Origin of the sequence: Bradyrhizobium sp. McL0616, from assembly GCF_049993385.1 — a bacterium.
In the GTDB taxonomy this organism is placed as follows: Bacteria; Pseudomonadota; Alphaproteobacteria; order Rhizobiales; family Xanthobacteraceae; genus Bradyrhizobium.
The window spans coordinates 7,374,432-7,388,590 of record NZ_CP188255.1; the positions used below are offsets into that span (position 1 = coordinate 7,374,432).

The window sequence follows — 14,159 nt, forward strand, 5'->3', positions numbered from 1 at the left end:
GATGCCTCTCCTTCACATCTCGATGCGCGCCGGCAAGCCGGCAGCCTACCGGCAGGCGATCCTCGACGGCCTCTACCGCGCCATGCGCGAGGCGTTCGACGTGCCCGAGGGCGACGAGTTCATGACCATCAGCGAGCTTGAACCCGCGAACTTCCGCTGCGGCAATGCCTACGGCGTCAAGCGCAGCGAGGATGCCGTGCTGATCCAGATCACCGTGTTCGCCACGCGCCCCGCCGAGCAGAAAATGGCGCTGTATCGCCGGATCGCCGAGCTGCTCGGCGAGAACCCGGGCATCCGCCCTGAAGACGTGTTCGTGAACGTGCTCAATGCCCCGCCGGAGAACTGGTCCGTCGGCCACGGCCTCGCCCAATTCGCCTGAGGCGAGATTGGCTGCAGCTTCACCCGGCAACACACGCCTCCATAATCCCGTCGAGCTCGGCCTTCGAGAGCACGCCGAGTTCGGCGATGAAAACGATGCGCGCCCGCGGCACGCCTGGCGCCGGCACCTCGCCCGTCGCCAGCGTCGCGCGGCCGCCGGAGAACTGAAACACCATCAGGCGGCCTGGCTGTTCGACGGTCTCGAACAGGCCCTTCGCGCGCGCGAGTTTTGGCGCCAAACGATTGATGGCCTGCTGCAAGCGCGGCAGTGAGAGCGGCTGGTCAGACGTCCAGCTCAGCGTCTCGAAGCGTTCCTCCGCTGGCCGTTTCGGCCCCGGCTCGCGCGGCGCGGGCGCACGATCGACGCCCGCAGGGAACAACAGCGCGGCAGGAATCTCGCCATGCCGCGCGTCGACCACCACAGCAGGTGAGCGCAGCGCGCGGATCGCCTCGCGCATCCGGGCGCCAGCCCCCTCATCCGCCAGATCCAGCTTGCTCAGCGCCACGATATCGGCGACGCGCAATTGCGAGCGCATCAGCGCGTCATCCAAAGCGGCCGGCGGCGAGCCTGCGTCCATCACGCAGAGCACGGTCTCCAGCGGCGCCTCGCGCAGGATCACCGGATCCAGCAGATTGCGGACGATGTCGGCGGGATCGGCGACGCCGCTGGTTTCGATGACGATGTACTCCGGCGGTGGATCGCGCCGCAGCAGCGTCGAGAGCGTGCGCAAGAGATCGCCTTCGAGCGAGCAGCAGATGCAGCCGTTGGCAAGGCTGACCACGCCGTCGCTCGCGCCCGCGATCAGCTCCGCATCGATATTGATCGCGCCGAAGTCGTTGACGACGGCGGCGATCCGCCGCCCGTCCGCGTGCGCCAGCAGATGGTTCACGACCGTCGTCTTGCCCGCCCCCAGAAAGCCCGTGACCAGGAGAATGGGGACCGGCATGGGTCAGCTCTCGACAACGGGCCGGCGCACCGGCTTTCCAGGCCGCGCCCCCACATCCAGAATGCCGTCGCTGATCAACGGCTGGCCGCTGACCACGAGATGCCGCACGCCTTCCGACGGACGGTTCATCGCCGTGAAGGTCGCGCGGTCGCTGAGCTTCTCGTAGTCGAACACCACGATGTCGGCATCTGCGCCCTGCGCGAGCCTGCCCTTGGCGCGCATCGCGGGCGTGCTTTGCGACAAAATCTCCGCCGGGATCAGCGCGCATTTGCGCACGCCTTCAAGCAGCGACACGGTTTTGCGTTCACGCACCCATTCGCGGATGAATTTTGTGAAGCAGCCGGCCGAGCGCGGATGCGACGTTGCATCGTCCGGCAGCGGCCAGGCATCGCCGGTGTAGGTCTTGCCGTCCGACAGCGTCCACGGCATCGCGTCGGACGCAATCGCGCCGCCGGGATAGAGCACGGACATATCGAGGAGATCGCGATGATGCGGATTGTTGTCGGTGTCGAGGATATGCCAGAGCACCAATGAAGACGGCTCCTCGGCCTGCGCCTTGAGCAGCTCCTCGCGGTCGTGGAAGCGATAGCCGTCGGTCACGCGCTGCACGGAATCGTAACCGGTGCCGTTGCGCTCGACGAACTCGGGGTCGCTGAAGAAGGCTGCTGCGAGCACGGTCGAGCCGGTGCCGTAGGGATAGGCCTCGACCGTAATGGGGAGGCCCTGCGCCTGCGCCTTTTCGATCAACACGCGGCAGCGCTCGATGTCGGTCTTGCTGGATGAGTTGAAATGGCAGATGTGCATGTGTGCGCCGGTGGCGCCGGCATAGCCGATCAGGCGGATGTAGGCTTCCGCGGCGCTCTCGGGATCGACGCGCGACATGTAGGCGACATGGGTGAAGGTCGGCACGTCCTTTACTGCGGCGAGCTGACAGACCGCGGTCAGCTCCTGCACGCCGGCGCCCGGCGCATAGGCGTTCAAAATGCCGATGCCGATGCCGCCTTCGTTCAGACCGCGCGTGAGCCGATCGAGGATGCCGGCAACCTCCGCATCGCTCGCGACGTTGTCCATCCAGCGGCGATCGCGCATGGCGTTGCCGAACGCCTCCAGCGAGCTTTCCGCATTGGAGCCCGTCATCGCGCCGATACGCGCGAAGGCCCAGTTGGTGGCGGCGCCGTAGTTCAGCACGCGCCCTTTTCTGGCTTGGCGCTCATACCAGGACCCGACCGGCAGCACGCCGGCTTCGAGATCGAGCGTCGTCGTCACGCCGTCGAAGGCCTGCATGCGGTCGGCCGGAAGCGACTGGCCGTGCGCATGCAGATCGATGAAGCCGGGCGCGACCACGAGCCCGGTGGCGTCGATGACCCGCTCGGCACCGCCGAGCTCCGTGCCGACGGCGGCGATCTTGCCGTCCACCACCGCGACATCCCCGATCGCATCCATCCCGCTCGCGGGATCCACCACCCGGCCGCCGCTGATCACCAAACCGCTCATATCGTCACCCCGAAAGCTAATGCCAAAACCTCCAAAGGCCCGGCAGCAGCTCCGGAGGCAGATCGGGGCGCATCAAGGCAGATTCCGGGAACGACGACCACCTCCGCAGATGCCGATGCAGCATGCTTGCACGGGAGGTCCGGACGCGCGCTTGCAGTCTCGCGGCATGATTTGCCCGAGCTGTGCTTTCTGTTCGCCCTCCCGGAAGAAAGGGCGCAGGGAAGACCGGGCGCCGGCTGGCACCCACACCCCCCCTATGCGAAATGATTGCACGCGAATGCACAGGGGAGACACAGGGCAACCGAGACGTCCGGCCTTCCCTGCGCGATGGTTTGACGGCCTATGCCGCGCTCTCCCCGGAGACGAATTCCTTCTTGCCTCCGTCGCGATCGCGAAATTCACGCTCACCGCGTCGGTTGACGCGCATGAGGCCTTCGCAAAGGCTTGACCGTAGCAACGACGGCCAGGACCACACGGTTTCGCCGTACGCGAGCACTCCCGCTTCGCCTGAAGGCTTCGCAGGACATGCCTGCCTCACCCGAGGCTTCGCGAGGTTTGGGCGCCGTTCGTCGACGCGGTCCGTCACATGCTCACGAGGTTCATCTCGCCCTGCACGCACCATCCCGCCTTGACGCCGCCCGCGTCCACCGCAACCCAGCCCGCGTTCGTGACGACGTACGACCGCCCCTTTGGTGGGCTGGGATGGCCGACACATACGACATTTCCGAATTTCGGTAAAGTGGAATATTTTAAGTTAGGCGGATTGACTCTGGAATTTCACTCTGTTTTGCGCGTTTGCCGGAGGCTCGTTGCTCTGCGGCCCACGACCCTCTTGAGAATTTACGGCTGGCAGGCTCAGATGCCGCGCGACGAAAAGGTTGGGGCATCGACAATCCGCCCCCGGCGCGAGAGGGAGCAGTCGGCTTTGGCGTTGCGCGATCAACCATCTAACTCTGAACGCGACCAACGCGGCGCAGCTTATCACGAAGCCGGACACATTGTGGTGGCATGGGTCCTACGATTGGCGATCGGCGGCGCTGAGATAGCAATAGATAGCGACCCCGCGAGAGGCGCTACGCAAATCCAGGACGCCACCCATTTAAGCCTCTTAGACCAGTTAGCGATCTGCGCAGCCGGCTTAGAAGCCCAAAAGCTCTTTGATGCTCCCACGCACGAAGGGGCGGGCTGGGGTGACTACGGAAAGATGATTGAGTTGTTGGATGACGTGGACGAAAGCGAGGATGTTGGCTTGGTCCATCAAGGGCACGAGCGGGCGCTTGCGTTGCTTCGTCCACATCTAGATATCATTGAGCGCATTGCGAAGGCGCTCATCGAGAGAAAATGCCTCGATACTGACGAAGTACGCGATATCTTGGAAGGCTGAGTCGAATTGGGCCAAATAGCTAATGCAGGCGTTCATCGACGTCGACTACTACGAGCACCCACATGGCAAAGAAACTGCCGCCGATTCATCCCGGCGAAATCCTGCGTGAAGAATTTCTAGTTCCGCTCAAGCTGACGCCCTACGCGGTCGCGGCCGCCCTGAACGTGCCGCGCACCCGGATCGAACGCATTGCGCGCGAAGCCGTCACGGCGGACACAGCGCTACGGCTCGGCAAATTCTTCAAGACTGGCGCTGCGTTCAGGATGAACATGCAAGCGCGTTTCGATCTCGAAACGGCTGAAGACGTGCTTGCACCGCAGATCAAGAAGATCGCGTCTTACGAGGCAGTATAGGGGGATACAGTCTCAGGTTCCAAGTGCCTCGCGGACACCAACATCCACAGCCGAAGAGTTGAGTGCACTGTCACCGTAATCGGAGCGGATCAGATATTCGGTTATGTCAGCCTACCCGATGCTTGTTGGCCTCAGCCGTCTTCTGTGGGCGTCGAAGTCGTCGAGATCGATGTTGGGATAGCCATCACTCTAAAACCTCTACTACCCGCGCGTCTTGTTATTGCGCACCAATGAATTGCGATTTGGCGTCAAACGGAATTGATGTGGCAAAACGCAAATCATTGGCGCGCGAAGACAAGAACTGGATGGCGCGTTCCGGTAAATTAGCGGCGCCAACTACGGCAGTGCTGGGTAGTTCTTTGTACCCAGATCCACATCTTTGCCGTCTGAATGCAACGATCAAGCTCTGACAATCGGCGACAGTGCCTGGATGAAAATACTTTTCATTGGCGTTGCGTTTTTATGCATTGCGTTGGGCGCTGGCGGTTATCTCATGTCTCGCACTGATAAGCAGATCGCCCAAGCCGAGCCCGCCCTGTCTATGCCAGAAAAAGGAAGTAGAACCGATCTCTGCCGATGCCAAGGCTGCGGATGTAAAGGGGGACCAGGCTGGAGGGATGGCAACGGCCACTGCGTTGGCAAGCGCAACATGACTGAAAGGTGTGGGTCGCCGCCAAGTAAGCGCTGCACCTACGAAGGCGCACGGCAGGTGTGCTAAGACCAACTGGAGACCGTCATATATGTCCATCCGTTTTATCGCACTCGCGATGGTGCTTAATTCCGCAGTTTCCATTGTCGCTTGGGAAAGCATGCGTCCCATTCCCGCGCGGGCGGACGCGGAAGCATGCGATGAAAAGCTAGACGATTTTCAGGCTCAGGTTTCCAAGTGCCTCGAAGAGGCGACAAGTCTCACCAAAGCACGAGATTGCTGGGAGATGTAATTCACATCAGAAAACGGATTGCACGATGACCACCGTCCAACTGTGACGCGCTGGTGGCTTGGCCTGAGGTCGGTCTAGCGCGAGGCCGACGCTCTACTTGGTACGTGGTGCAACTGAAAATTTTGTCGAAGAGGGTTGCGACCGCGGCCGCGCGTCCTGTCGGGGGGTGGCAGGGGGCGGATCAAGGGCCAGTCTGGGTTCAAAAATCCGTTTTGGCGAGCGTGTCTTCGGCGCAACTAAAAGGCTTCGGCTCTGTGGGATAAAACTGTGGGAAGATCTTGGCGACAAGCAGAGCAACGGAAATACACAAACAAATTCATAGTGATTACTGGCGCTCCCTAGGGGAATCGAACCCCTGTTTCAGCCTTGAGAGAATTGCATCTCGCACATTAGCGAACGTCCGCGAACGTCAACAACACTAATGCTTTCAATTGCTTAGTACGTTCTTGTTTGGTACTGTTCGCGGCCATCTTCGACTGCCTGTTGAAGAAAACTTGAAGAAATGGAGAACTCTTTTGGCGAGGTCGGCGCGACATTCTTCTCTCGAAACGCGCACCGCGCGTGCACGATTGCCGGCTCGCCGCACCCCCTACTTTGCAAAAATCGCGAAGGGATTGCGCCTCGGCTACTATCGCGGTTCGGCCTCCGGTTCTTGGGTTGCCAGCTTTTACCGCGGCAAGAGCGGCTACGAGACGAAGGCCATTGGCTCGGCCGATGATACCCTCGACGCCGACGGCGTCGCGGTCTTCGATTATTGGCAGGCGCAAGACCGCGCTCGCACCTGGGCCGAGCAACAGCGCCTAGCCGCAACGGGCAAGGTTCGCGTCGGACCTTACACAGTCGCCAACGCGGTCAAGGACTACCTGTCCGAAATTGCAGCCGAAAAAAAGCCGACTGCCGTTCAAGGCGCCAAGTACGTATTCGACGCTTGGATCTTGCCGCGCCTTGGGCCCATTGAGCTCGACGACCTGACCACGGAAAAACTGGTCCGCTGGCGAAACGAACTCGCGACGGCGTCCAAACGCGTGCGATCCAAGCGCAATGCCGCTGAACAAGCGACAAGAGCAACGCCCGACGACGAAGATGCCCGTCGTGCTCGCAAGGCAACGGCGAACCGCATCCTCACAATATTAAAGGCCGCCCTCAATCGAGCATTTTATGCTGATCGCGCCTCGTCCGACACCGCCTGGCGCAGAGTAAAACCGTTCAAGAAGGTCGACGAAGCTGTCGTTCGCTACCTCAGCCTTGTCGAAATTCGCAGCTTGGTGAAAGCTTGTCCGCCGGATTTCCGGAAATTGGTCGAGGCGGCCTTACATACTGGATGCCGCTACGCTGAACTCACGCGCCTCAAACGTGAGGACTACAACGACGATAGCGGCACGTTGTCCGTCCGGCTCAGCAAGGGAAAGAACCGTCACGTCGTCTTGGCGGCGGAGGGAAAATGCGCCTTCCAGCAATGGACAAGCAATCTTGTCACTGGCCAGCGCATTTTCTTGCGGAGCGACAGCAAGCCGTGGGGGACTTCGCATCAACAACGGCCGCTCGATGAAGCCAGTCAACTGGCAAAGATCGTGCCGGCAGTGAATTTCCATCTCTTGCGGCACACGCACGGCTCCTATCTGGCAATGGCTGGCGTGCCGATGGCTGTAATCGCTCGGCAGCTTGGTCATGCCGACACGAGGATGACGGAAAAGCACTACGCTCACCTTGCTCCCAGCTACGTAGCGCAGACCATCCGTGAAAACTTCCCCGCTCTCGGCCTGGCGAGCCCGACACCAGTTGTCACGCTTCACAGGCTCTCGGCTTGACCTGCGACCCCTGCGTCCCGAACGTAAGTAGCAACCGAAAAGATCAACAAAAACAAATGAGTTTGCCGTTGATCGACCACCTTTATCGCCGTTTGTTCACGGGGTTTCGGTGGTTAATCGGTGGTCAGCCCGTAAGCTAGGTGCATCGATGGTGTTCGAAGACGTTGGCAGAGAAATCCACCTTGACCTGCGGGTTAGGAAGCCGATTTTGATCATATGAAATCAACAGCTTAGCTGTCGATGCTGCATGTACGTTGCAAGGCGGCTGAACGTAGCCGGCGACGACCTGCTTTCATTCGCGTCCGCCCGAAAGATCATCGTCGGTATAGACACGGCAGGAGGCGACAAGCCCGCTAATCGCCCTCCCACCCGCGATCGCCCCGTGGGGCCATCCCCGGCCTCGTTCTCTCAGAGAGGAACATCGTCGCCGCATTCAGCCCGACCGCATGGGATCGGTGCGAGGGCTGACCCGGCGCAGCAGAGCGTCCAGGACTTTTAAGTCTCCGCCAAGCATAGATAGGAGTCGTCATGAGAGGTTTTCCGTTTCAGTACTAGGGCTGTTCTAGACGTCAATGGATGTCCAGCTGGCAACCTTTAAGACCTGCCCACTTCAAGATTCGTCCCATTCGGAAATACGAGGTCGGAGATGCGCCGTACCGCCGCGCCAATCTGGTTGCCTGCACGCAAACGATATGAATGCGTGAAGTTACCTGCGGTCACCCAAGCCTCGACACACAGGGGATCACGGATCTCCATGACCAACCCACTCGCGCGAAACCATCAGGCTTCCCGGACGGTCGGCAGCTGGAATGCCGTGAAAAGCCTTTGGGCGAGCGGCTGCATGAACGCACTGAAGGTCGCGATACCGTCTCCGTCCAGTGACAGAAGCTGTAGCGAATGTGCGTTCCAGCGCCCCTCGGCGCCAAGGGTGTAGAGGGCGAAGGCCGGCTGGAGGTTTGCGCCGACGGGAACAAGCCGAAAGCCGCGATAGGCGGGCCAGACAGCTCCGAAGAAATCCCCGATCGAACCGCGGCCCAGATACCATTCTCGCCACGGAGGCATCGCATAGACGGCGTCTTCCTTCAGAAGCGCCACGAACCGTTCCAGGTCCGCGCTTTCCCAGGCCTGCACGTACCGCTCAAGCAGACTCCGCTGGTGTTCATCTGTCATCGGGGCTTGGCGAACGTCGCGGTCGATCGTGGCCAGCTTGGCCCTTGCCCGCTGCAGGGCGCTGTTCACCGACGCAACGGAAGCATCGAGCACGGAGGCGACCTCGATCGCGGACCAGCCCATGACGTCGGCCAGCAACAGTACGGCCCGCTGACGCGGCGGCAGTTGCTGGATCGCTGCGACGAACGCGAGCCGGATGGACTCACGCAGCTCGTAGCGGGCATCTGGCCCTGCAGCGGGATCGGGGAGGCTTTCCAGTTCGGCGTCGGGATAGGGCTCGATCCACAGCGTCCCTGTATCCGGGCGCCCCTGCGGCCTTTGGGTCGCCGGGCCCTCCACCTGATCAGGCATCATCCGGCTGCGCCTCGAACGGCTCGCGATCATGTTCAGGGACACGTTGGTCGCGATCCGGTAGAGCCAGTTCTTGATCGAGGCCCGCGCCTCGAAGTCGTCAAAACCCCGCCAGGCCCGCAGCATGGTTTCTTGGACCGCGTCCTCGGCCTCGTGCAGAGACCCGAGCATGCGATAGCAGTGCAACTTGAGTGCGCGGCGATGCATCTCGGCCGGCCTGGCGAAGTCGGTGCGACTGGGCGGAGTGTCGCCCGCCGAGCTTCCGAGCGTCCTATCTTTCATGGCAACACTTCGATTTTCCGGCTGCGCAACGCGTCCATCTTGGCATCTTCAGCTAGCCGCCGCGACGCCGCCAGCTGAAATGGTGAAGATCGATCCCGGCTCGGCCGGTGGCTTTATCGCAATGTCAAGGACCGCCCCGGCGACGTCCGTGGGCGACTGCCGCGGGCCCATGTTCTCGATGAACTTTTCCGCGGGAACGCCGAGGTATTGTGCGTAGCCGTTCACCGCGGCCTGTCCGAGGCCGGTCTCCGGCATGACGCGGGAGGGCACCAGCGCCACAAAGCGGATGCCAAGTTCGCGGCGGTCGGATTCAGCCTGACAGTACTTTGCGATGAACATCTGCATCCGCTTGGCGCCGGCATAGCCACCGGAAATCGGCGACCCACCAAGACCGGCGCCGCTGGAAATGATCACTACGACCGAGCCCGGCGCGAGCGGCAACCGCAACGCCTCGCGGCAGAACAGGAAGGCCATTTTGGTGTCGACTTCCCAGTTAATGCCGAATTCGGCCCAATTCAGCTCTGACATCGGACGGGTCGGCGGGGTGGCGCCGCCGCATATCACCAACAGGTCGGGCTTCGCCTTTCGCATGACCTTCGCCGGCGCGGCTTCCGAGGCCGCGTCCAGCGCCAGCGTGTCGACGCCCCGCATCTCTTTTTCGAGATCGGCCAAGCCGTGCGACCGCCTTGCGACCGCCAGGACCTGCGCACCCTGGGCCAACGCATGCCGCACAATCTCGCGGCCGACGCCGCGGCTGGCGCCCAACACGACGACGCCCTTGCCCTGCAACAACCCGTTCTCCGACGACATGTCCAGAACTCCTCTCATCTAGATGTTGATGTTGTGGAGACCGCAGGCCGCCGGAAACTCATCGTCGGGGCGAAGACTTTCTCGGTCCTGCGCTCGCAGGCGACCGGCAGTCAGTGCAAATACGCGTCGATGTGGATCTTTCCGGTGGCCAGGTTTGCGTAGCCAGCGCCCCAGGCCGGCCGTGCGTTGACCCAGGCATAGGCTACCGAGCCCGTCAGGAGATTTATCTTCACGGCCAGGTCGACGATCGGCTCACCGTCGCGCGGGGTGCCGACGCCGTCAGCGGAAAACGCGATCCGATTCCCGTCGTCGGTTTCGATGGTCCCCCGGAGGTCGAGCTGCCGGTGGCCGTCGGCGCGCACGCGCAGATAGTCAATGCCCCGCATCGTCCCCGTCACGCGACCTTTGATGTACCCCGTGAGCGCGACGTCGAATTGAGCGCCTTGCAGCGGCACGCTCTCTCGCCCCGTAAACAGCGCCTCCATGTTCGCGCCGTAATCGGTCACGGCCGTGAGGTCGAGATCGTACTCGAAGATTTTTTCGTAGCTCATGACTCTTTCCTCTTCAGTTTAGGCACGGCAACCGATGCCGTCGATGATGACCGCGCACCGGCGATAATTCATCGGTCGATCGCGATTTTCGTTCTGCGGCCTGACATTCGAGACCGAAGGATGCTCGCACTGAGCCCAATGGATTTCGAACGTCAGGCGGCGAGCTATCGGGATTGCCTCGCGCGCTCTGCCACGCCCCTTAATCGACGATTATTCCACCGGTCAGGTTGGCCACGGTCCCGGTCATGCCGCTGCCCCGATCGGAAGCCAGGAAGGCGGCCATCTCCGCCACCTCGGAAACCCTCGTCGAGCGCTTGCGATGCGTCAGGCTCTCGATGAAGCCTTGGAACTGCTCCCGCGAAATGCCCATCGCTTCCGCATGCAGTCCGAAGACGATGTCGATCGTCTCGGTCTCGGGCATGCCTGTCGAGCGCAAGCAGACCGCGCGGATGCCCTTGGCGCCGAATTCCGCAGACAGGTTGCGGTTGAAGGCTTCCATCGCAGCCCAAGCGGGGCCCATCCCTCCGACGAGAGCCAGCCCAAGACGCGCGGGCTCCGGAGTGTTCATCAACAGCACGCCCGAACCCTGCTCGGTCATCCGGCGCACCGCCGCCCGCGCCGTCAGGAAGTGCGACCGCATGTAGGCGGTGATCGGCGCGGTAAAGCTGTCGACCGGCAGCTGGGCGATGGGGATGCCCTGGATTCCGGGCTGCGGGATCGGTGTGATGGCGTTGAAAGACACGTCGAGCCGCCCCGTGGTCTTGAAGACCGCCGCGACAAGGCCTTCGACGGCTTGTTCGTCCAAGGCATCGACCTGGAACGCCTCTGCCGTTCCACCCGCCGCGACGATATCTTTGGCTACAAGCTCAACCTTGCTGAGCGTTCGGCCAGAGATGAAAACCCTGGCCCCTTCGCGGGCGAATTTGCGGGCTACGGCGCCGCCAATGGCTCCGCCGGCTCCATAAATGATCGCTGTCTTGTTTTCGAGAAGCATAGTCTGTCACTCCATTCAGCGTTTGATGTGAGGCGGCGTCTAATCCTGCCGCCGCCTGGGTGGGTTTGTGCTGTGATGACCATGGGCACCCGCAAAATTCATCGGCGCAGCCATGAGACGGGCGCTGATCACGATTAATGGGAATATCGCTAACCACCCTCGATCTACTGAAGCGCGCGAGTTCGAAAGGATCCGACCGCACTGACCGGGTGGCTGCAATCTGGGCTGAAGGACTTGCACTTCCACGATTTGCGTGGAACCGCTGTCACACGCCTCGCGCTATCGAATTGCTCCGTTCCTGAATCGCGGCGATCACCGGCCATCCAATGAAGACGGTTTAGGAGATCTTGGATGCGCGTAATCTTGGGGGGCGGCTCGAACTCGCGGAGTCCACAATCAAGAAGTTGAGCGGAACGTACGGTTAGAACAGATGTGAGTTCGGGATGTGGACGGATCCAAGTGAAGGCGTTCTCGGTCGCCAAGGCATCTCGCGTGGGAGAGATCCGGGCGGCACAGGGCCGCCGCTCGGCCTATACGACAACCCCATCCCTCGGAAGGAGCATGAAGGGAGGCCCCCGATGACAAACGCCAACGCGAACACCGGCAATCTTCACCCCTTTTTCACCCGGCCGCGCACTATGCGTCTCCGAATGACGTCCTGAACGACAGAGAACTCTCGGTCCCGGAGAAGCGGATCATCTTGTCGTCCTGGGCATCGGACATGTTCGCTGTCGAATCCTGCCCCGCCTTGCGCGAAATTCCCGGCATGGGTCATACCATCCGGCTCGCTGACATTCTCGCAGCGCTGCGCCAGCTCGACGGCGGCGGCGACGACGATCCTCCGCCGCGCGGCGGCGTCGCCATGCGACTGCGGCGGCCTTGGGCCGCCGCACAGCGCAGGTGCTCGTGATGTTCACTCCTGCGGTGCTGGCGGTCGTGCTGTTCGGCCACGCCTCGGCGGCATGGGCGATTCCCGTCGTAGTCCTTCTGGGCGGCGCGCAACGTCCCCCAGTTCGGTGGGGTGACGAGCCCGAGATTGGCAATCCGCCGACAAACGGAGGCGGTCAAAGCCCGCAACCGAAGGGCGGCTGGGGAAGCGAAGCAGCCTGCAACTGTCCATGCGTGAGATCCACCCGATAGGCGGCGAGCTGCCGGTCGTAGTCGAGGCGATGCCAAGGAAGCAGATACCGTGTCGCGACAAACCCGAAACGCGTGACTGTCATCACCACATGCGAGAGGGAGCCACTCGTCCGGTCAATGGCGGCACTTTCGATCGATCCGATTCGATCGCCGTCCGGGCCCACCACGGCGGTCCCTTCCAACTGAACAGACGAGGAGTTGGAGGGTTGGATAGAATTGTTCATAGTCGTCTCCCACTTCGATTGTTTCAGGCGCTTCATGTTTCTCGACCTCACCCAGCTCGGACAGCTTCGTGCAACTGTCTTAGGACCGAATTAGCCTGTCGTGAAAATTTGCCGAAGAAAGGGTGGCGCGAAAAAGGCGGCGACGTGCGGTACTCAACCAGACGCGGGCAGCCTCACGGTCGCGCGAAGACCTGACCGGTCGGTCTCGGTGATATTCTCGACTTCGATCGATCCGCCGTATCTATCGACGATCCGCTTCACGATCGACAACCCAAGCCCTGATCCGTTGCCGGTCGGCCTGCGTCCCCGATAAAACGGCTCGAATATCCGCTCGATATCCTGGGGCGGAACACCAGGCCCGATGTCTTCGACCTGCAGAACCGCCCTCCCGCCCTCGCGATAGACGCCGAGGTCGACGCGACCGCCGTTGGGTGTGTATCTCACCGCATTTTCGACGAGATTGCGGACAACCGAGCGGATGGCGAGCGGATCTGCGGTCACCGAGACTGGTTCGGCCATCGCGAAGCCCAGATCGATCTCGCGCGCGGAGGACTCGACCAGTAGGTCCGCGACGACTCCCTTCGCGATCTGATCCAGATAGACCTCCTCGCCCGCCTGTTGAGGGGCCAGGTCCTTCCTTGCCAGCGCCAAAAGCTGATCGAGCAGATGTCTGGTTCTCCGCATGCCGCTCTTCAAGGCTTCAAGACGCTCTCGCGCCGCCGGGGGCATGTCGAGCGGATCGAGATTTTCGGTCTGCAGGCTCAGCGCTGCAATTGGCGTGCGAAGTTCGTGCGCGGCGTCCGCGACGAACCGCCGCTGCTGATCCATCATGGTGCGGATGCGATCGAGCAGCGCATTGATCGACCCAAGGAAGGGCTGCAGCTCGCTCGGCGCGCCCTTTGCCGACAGCGTACTCAGGTCGACTGCCTTTCTGGCGTCCAGTTCGTCAGCCAGGCGAAACATCGGCCGAAAGGACCGTCCGATCACCAAGGCGGTGACCAGCAACAGGCAGGGCACCATCGCGGCGATCGGCAATAGCGTTCGGATCGCCGTGTCACCCGCGATCTCTGAACGGATTTCGTCCCCCTGGGCCACGGCGAACCTGCTGCCGTCGGGGCGCGTCCGGAGCAGGACGCGGATCGGGTGGCCCTGACGCGTATCATTGTGCAGGCCGTCATGCAGCATCCAAAGCCTGCGATCGTCGGCCGAATCGCGCGGCGTCGCACCCAGTTCGACCACGACGACCTCGGATGTGAATACTGATCGAATTTTGACCCCTCAATCGTCGCACGCGTGGTCCTAAAGTCTTGATTTTATTGATGTGGGAATGGT

General features: G+C 61.8%; 12 protein-coding genes and 1 pseudogene. 5 read left to right on the top strand and 8 right to left on the bottom strand.

All coding sequences use genetic code 11. The features are described from left to right. Position 1 precedes the first annotated feature (1 nt). The gene (locus ACPPVR_RS35370) at positions 2-379 is read left to right on the top strand and encodes a tautomerase family protein (protein ID WP_426611140.1); all 378 of its coding nucleotides are present in this window, start codon (positions 2-4) and stop codon (positions 377-379) included. Between the two features lie 19 nt (positions 380-398). On the opposite strand, the gene ACPPVR_RS35375 is transcribed toward ACPPVR_RS35370, so the two are convergent. Both ACPPVR_RS35375 and ACPPVR_RS35380 read right to left on the bottom strand, forming a co-directional pair. Beyond that, positions 399-1,325 carry a CobW family GTP-binding protein gene (locus ACPPVR_RS35375; protein ID WP_426611141.1) on the bottom strand — a complete coding sequence of 309 codons (927 nt, stop codon included), beginning with the start codon at positions 1,323-1,325 and terminating at the stop codon, positions 399-401. A 3-nt stretch (positions 1,326-1,328) separates the two neighbouring features. Continuing rightward, complete coding sequence (locus tag ACPPVR_RS35380; RefSeq protein WP_426611142.1) at positions 1,329-2,819, bottom strand: amidohydrolase family protein; 1,491 nt, start codon at positions 2,817-2,819, stop codon at positions 1,329-1,331. Positions 2,820-3,678: 859 nt separating this feature from the next. Here ACPPVR_RS35380 and ACPPVR_RS35385 point away from each other — a divergent pair. The 3 genes from ACPPVR_RS35385 to ACPPVR_RS35395 all read left to right on the top strand — a co-directional run bounded on the left by ACPPVR_RS35385 (position 3,679) and on the right by ACPPVR_RS35395 (position 7,305). Continuing rightward, a complete protein-coding gene (locus ACPPVR_RS35385; RefSeq protein ID WP_426611143.1) occupies positions 3,679-4,203 on the top strand; it encodes a hypothetical protein in 525 nt (174 codons plus the stop codon). A gap of 62 nt (positions 4,204-4,265) precedes the next feature. Then, positions 4,266-4,556, top strand: a complete 291-nt coding sequence (locus ACPPVR_RS35390) for a HigA family addiction module antitoxin (protein WP_426611144.1) — start codon at positions 4,266-4,268, stop codon at positions 4,554-4,556. A 1,435-nt stretch (positions 4,557-5,991) separates the two neighbouring features. Next, entirely contained in the window at positions 5,992-7,305 is a 1,314-nt protein-coding gene (locus ACPPVR_RS35395) for a tyrosine-type recombinase/integrase (protein ID WP_426611145.1), read from the top strand. Between the two features lie 780 nt (positions 7,306-8,085). Here the strand turns inward: ACPPVR_RS35395 and ACPPVR_RS35400 are convergent. The 4 genes from ACPPVR_RS35400 to ACPPVR_RS35415 all read right to left on the bottom strand — a co-directional run bounded on the left by ACPPVR_RS35400 (position 8,086) and on the right by ACPPVR_RS35415 (position 11,463). Continuing rightward, on the bottom strand, positions 8,086-9,108 hold the full coding sequence (locus ACPPVR_RS35400; protein WP_426611146.1) for a sigma-70 family RNA polymerase sigma factor: 1,023 nt from the start codon (positions 9,106-9,108) through the stop codon (positions 8,086-8,088). Positions 9,109-9,156: 48 nt separating this feature from the next. Beyond that, entirely contained in the window at positions 9,157-9,918 is a 762-nt protein-coding gene (locus tag ACPPVR_RS35405) for an SDR family NAD(P)-dependent oxidoreductase (protein WP_426611147.1), read from the bottom strand. A 110-nt stretch (positions 9,919-10,028) separates the two neighbouring features. After that, the gene (locus tag ACPPVR_RS35410; RefSeq protein WP_426611148.1) at positions 10,029-10,469 is read right to left on the bottom strand and encodes a DUF3237 family protein; all 441 of its coding nucleotides are present in this window, start codon (positions 10,467-10,469) and stop codon (positions 10,029-10,031) included. A 199-nt stretch (positions 10,470-10,668) separates the two neighbouring features. Beyond that, on the bottom strand, positions 10,669-11,463 hold the full coding sequence (locus ACPPVR_RS35415) for an SDR family NAD(P)-dependent oxidoreductase (RefSeq protein WP_426611149.1): 795 nt from the start codon (positions 11,461-11,463) through the stop codon (positions 10,669-10,671). Between the two features lie 578 nt (positions 11,464-12,041). Between ACPPVR_RS35415 and ACPPVR_RS35420 the strand changes: the two are divergent. After that, positions 12,042-12,373, top strand: a pseudogene (locus ACPPVR_RS35420) (hypothetical protein). Positions 12,374-12,527: 154 nt separating this feature from the next. On the opposite strand, the gene ACPPVR_RS35425 reads toward ACPPVR_RS35420, so the two are convergent. Both ACPPVR_RS35425 and ACPPVR_RS35430 read right to left on the bottom strand, forming a co-directional pair. Beyond that, positions 12,528-12,863 (bottom strand): PRC-barrel domain-containing protein, encoded by a 336-nt coding sequence (locus ACPPVR_RS35425; protein WP_426611150.1) that lies wholly within the window; start codon positions 12,861-12,863, stop codon positions 12,528-12,530. Between the two features lie 117 nt (positions 12,864-12,980). After that, entirely contained in the window at positions 12,981-14,066 is a 1,086-nt protein-coding gene (locus ACPPVR_RS35430) for an ATP-binding protein (protein ID WP_426611151.1), read from the bottom strand. Positions 14,067-14,159: the final 93 nt, after the last annotated feature.

What these genes read in the sequence shown, in the direction of transcription:
- ACPPVR_RS35370 (WP_426611140.1), top strand. Translation starts at nt 2, where the DNA reads ATGCCTCTCCTTCACATCTCGATGCGCGCCGGCAAGCCGGCAGCCTAC.
- ACPPVR_RS35375 (WP_426611141.1), bottom strand. Translation starts at nt 1,325, where the DNA reads ATGCCGGTCCCCATTCTCCTGGTCACGGGCTTTCTGGGGGCGGGCAAG.
- ACPPVR_RS35380 (WP_426611142.1), bottom strand. Translation starts at nt 2,819, where the DNA reads ATGAGCGGTTTGGTGATCAGCGGCGGCCGGGTGGTGGATCCCGCGAGC.
- ACPPVR_RS35385 (WP_426611143.1), top strand. Translation starts at nt 3,679, where the DNA reads ATGCCGCGCGACGAAAAGGTTGGGGCATCGACAATCCGCCCCCGGCGC.
- ACPPVR_RS35390 (WP_426611144.1), top strand. Translation starts at nt 4,266, where the DNA reads ATGGCAAAGAAACTGCCGCCGATTCATCCCGGCGAAATCCTGCGTGAA.
- ACPPVR_RS35400 (WP_426611146.1), bottom strand. Translation starts at nt 9,108, where the DNA reads ATGAAAGATAGGACGCTCGGAAGCTCGGCGGGCGACACTCCGCCCAGT.
- ACPPVR_RS35405 (WP_426611147.1), bottom strand. Translation starts at nt 9,918, where the DNA reads ATGTCGTCGGAGAACGGGTTGTTGCAGGGCAAGGGCGTCGTCGTGTTG.
- ACPPVR_RS35410 (WP_426611148.1), bottom strand. Translation starts at nt 10,469, where the DNA reads ATGAGCTACGAAAAAATCTTCGAGTACGATCTCGACCTCACGGCCGTG.
- ACPPVR_RS35415 (WP_426611149.1), bottom strand. Translation starts at nt 11,463, where the DNA reads ATGCTTCTCGAAAACAAGACAGCGATCATTTATGGAGCCGGCGGAGCC.
- ACPPVR_RS35425 (WP_426611150.1), bottom strand. Translation starts at nt 12,863, where the DNA reads ATGAAGCGCCTGAAACAATCGAAGTGGGAGACGACTATGAACAATTCT.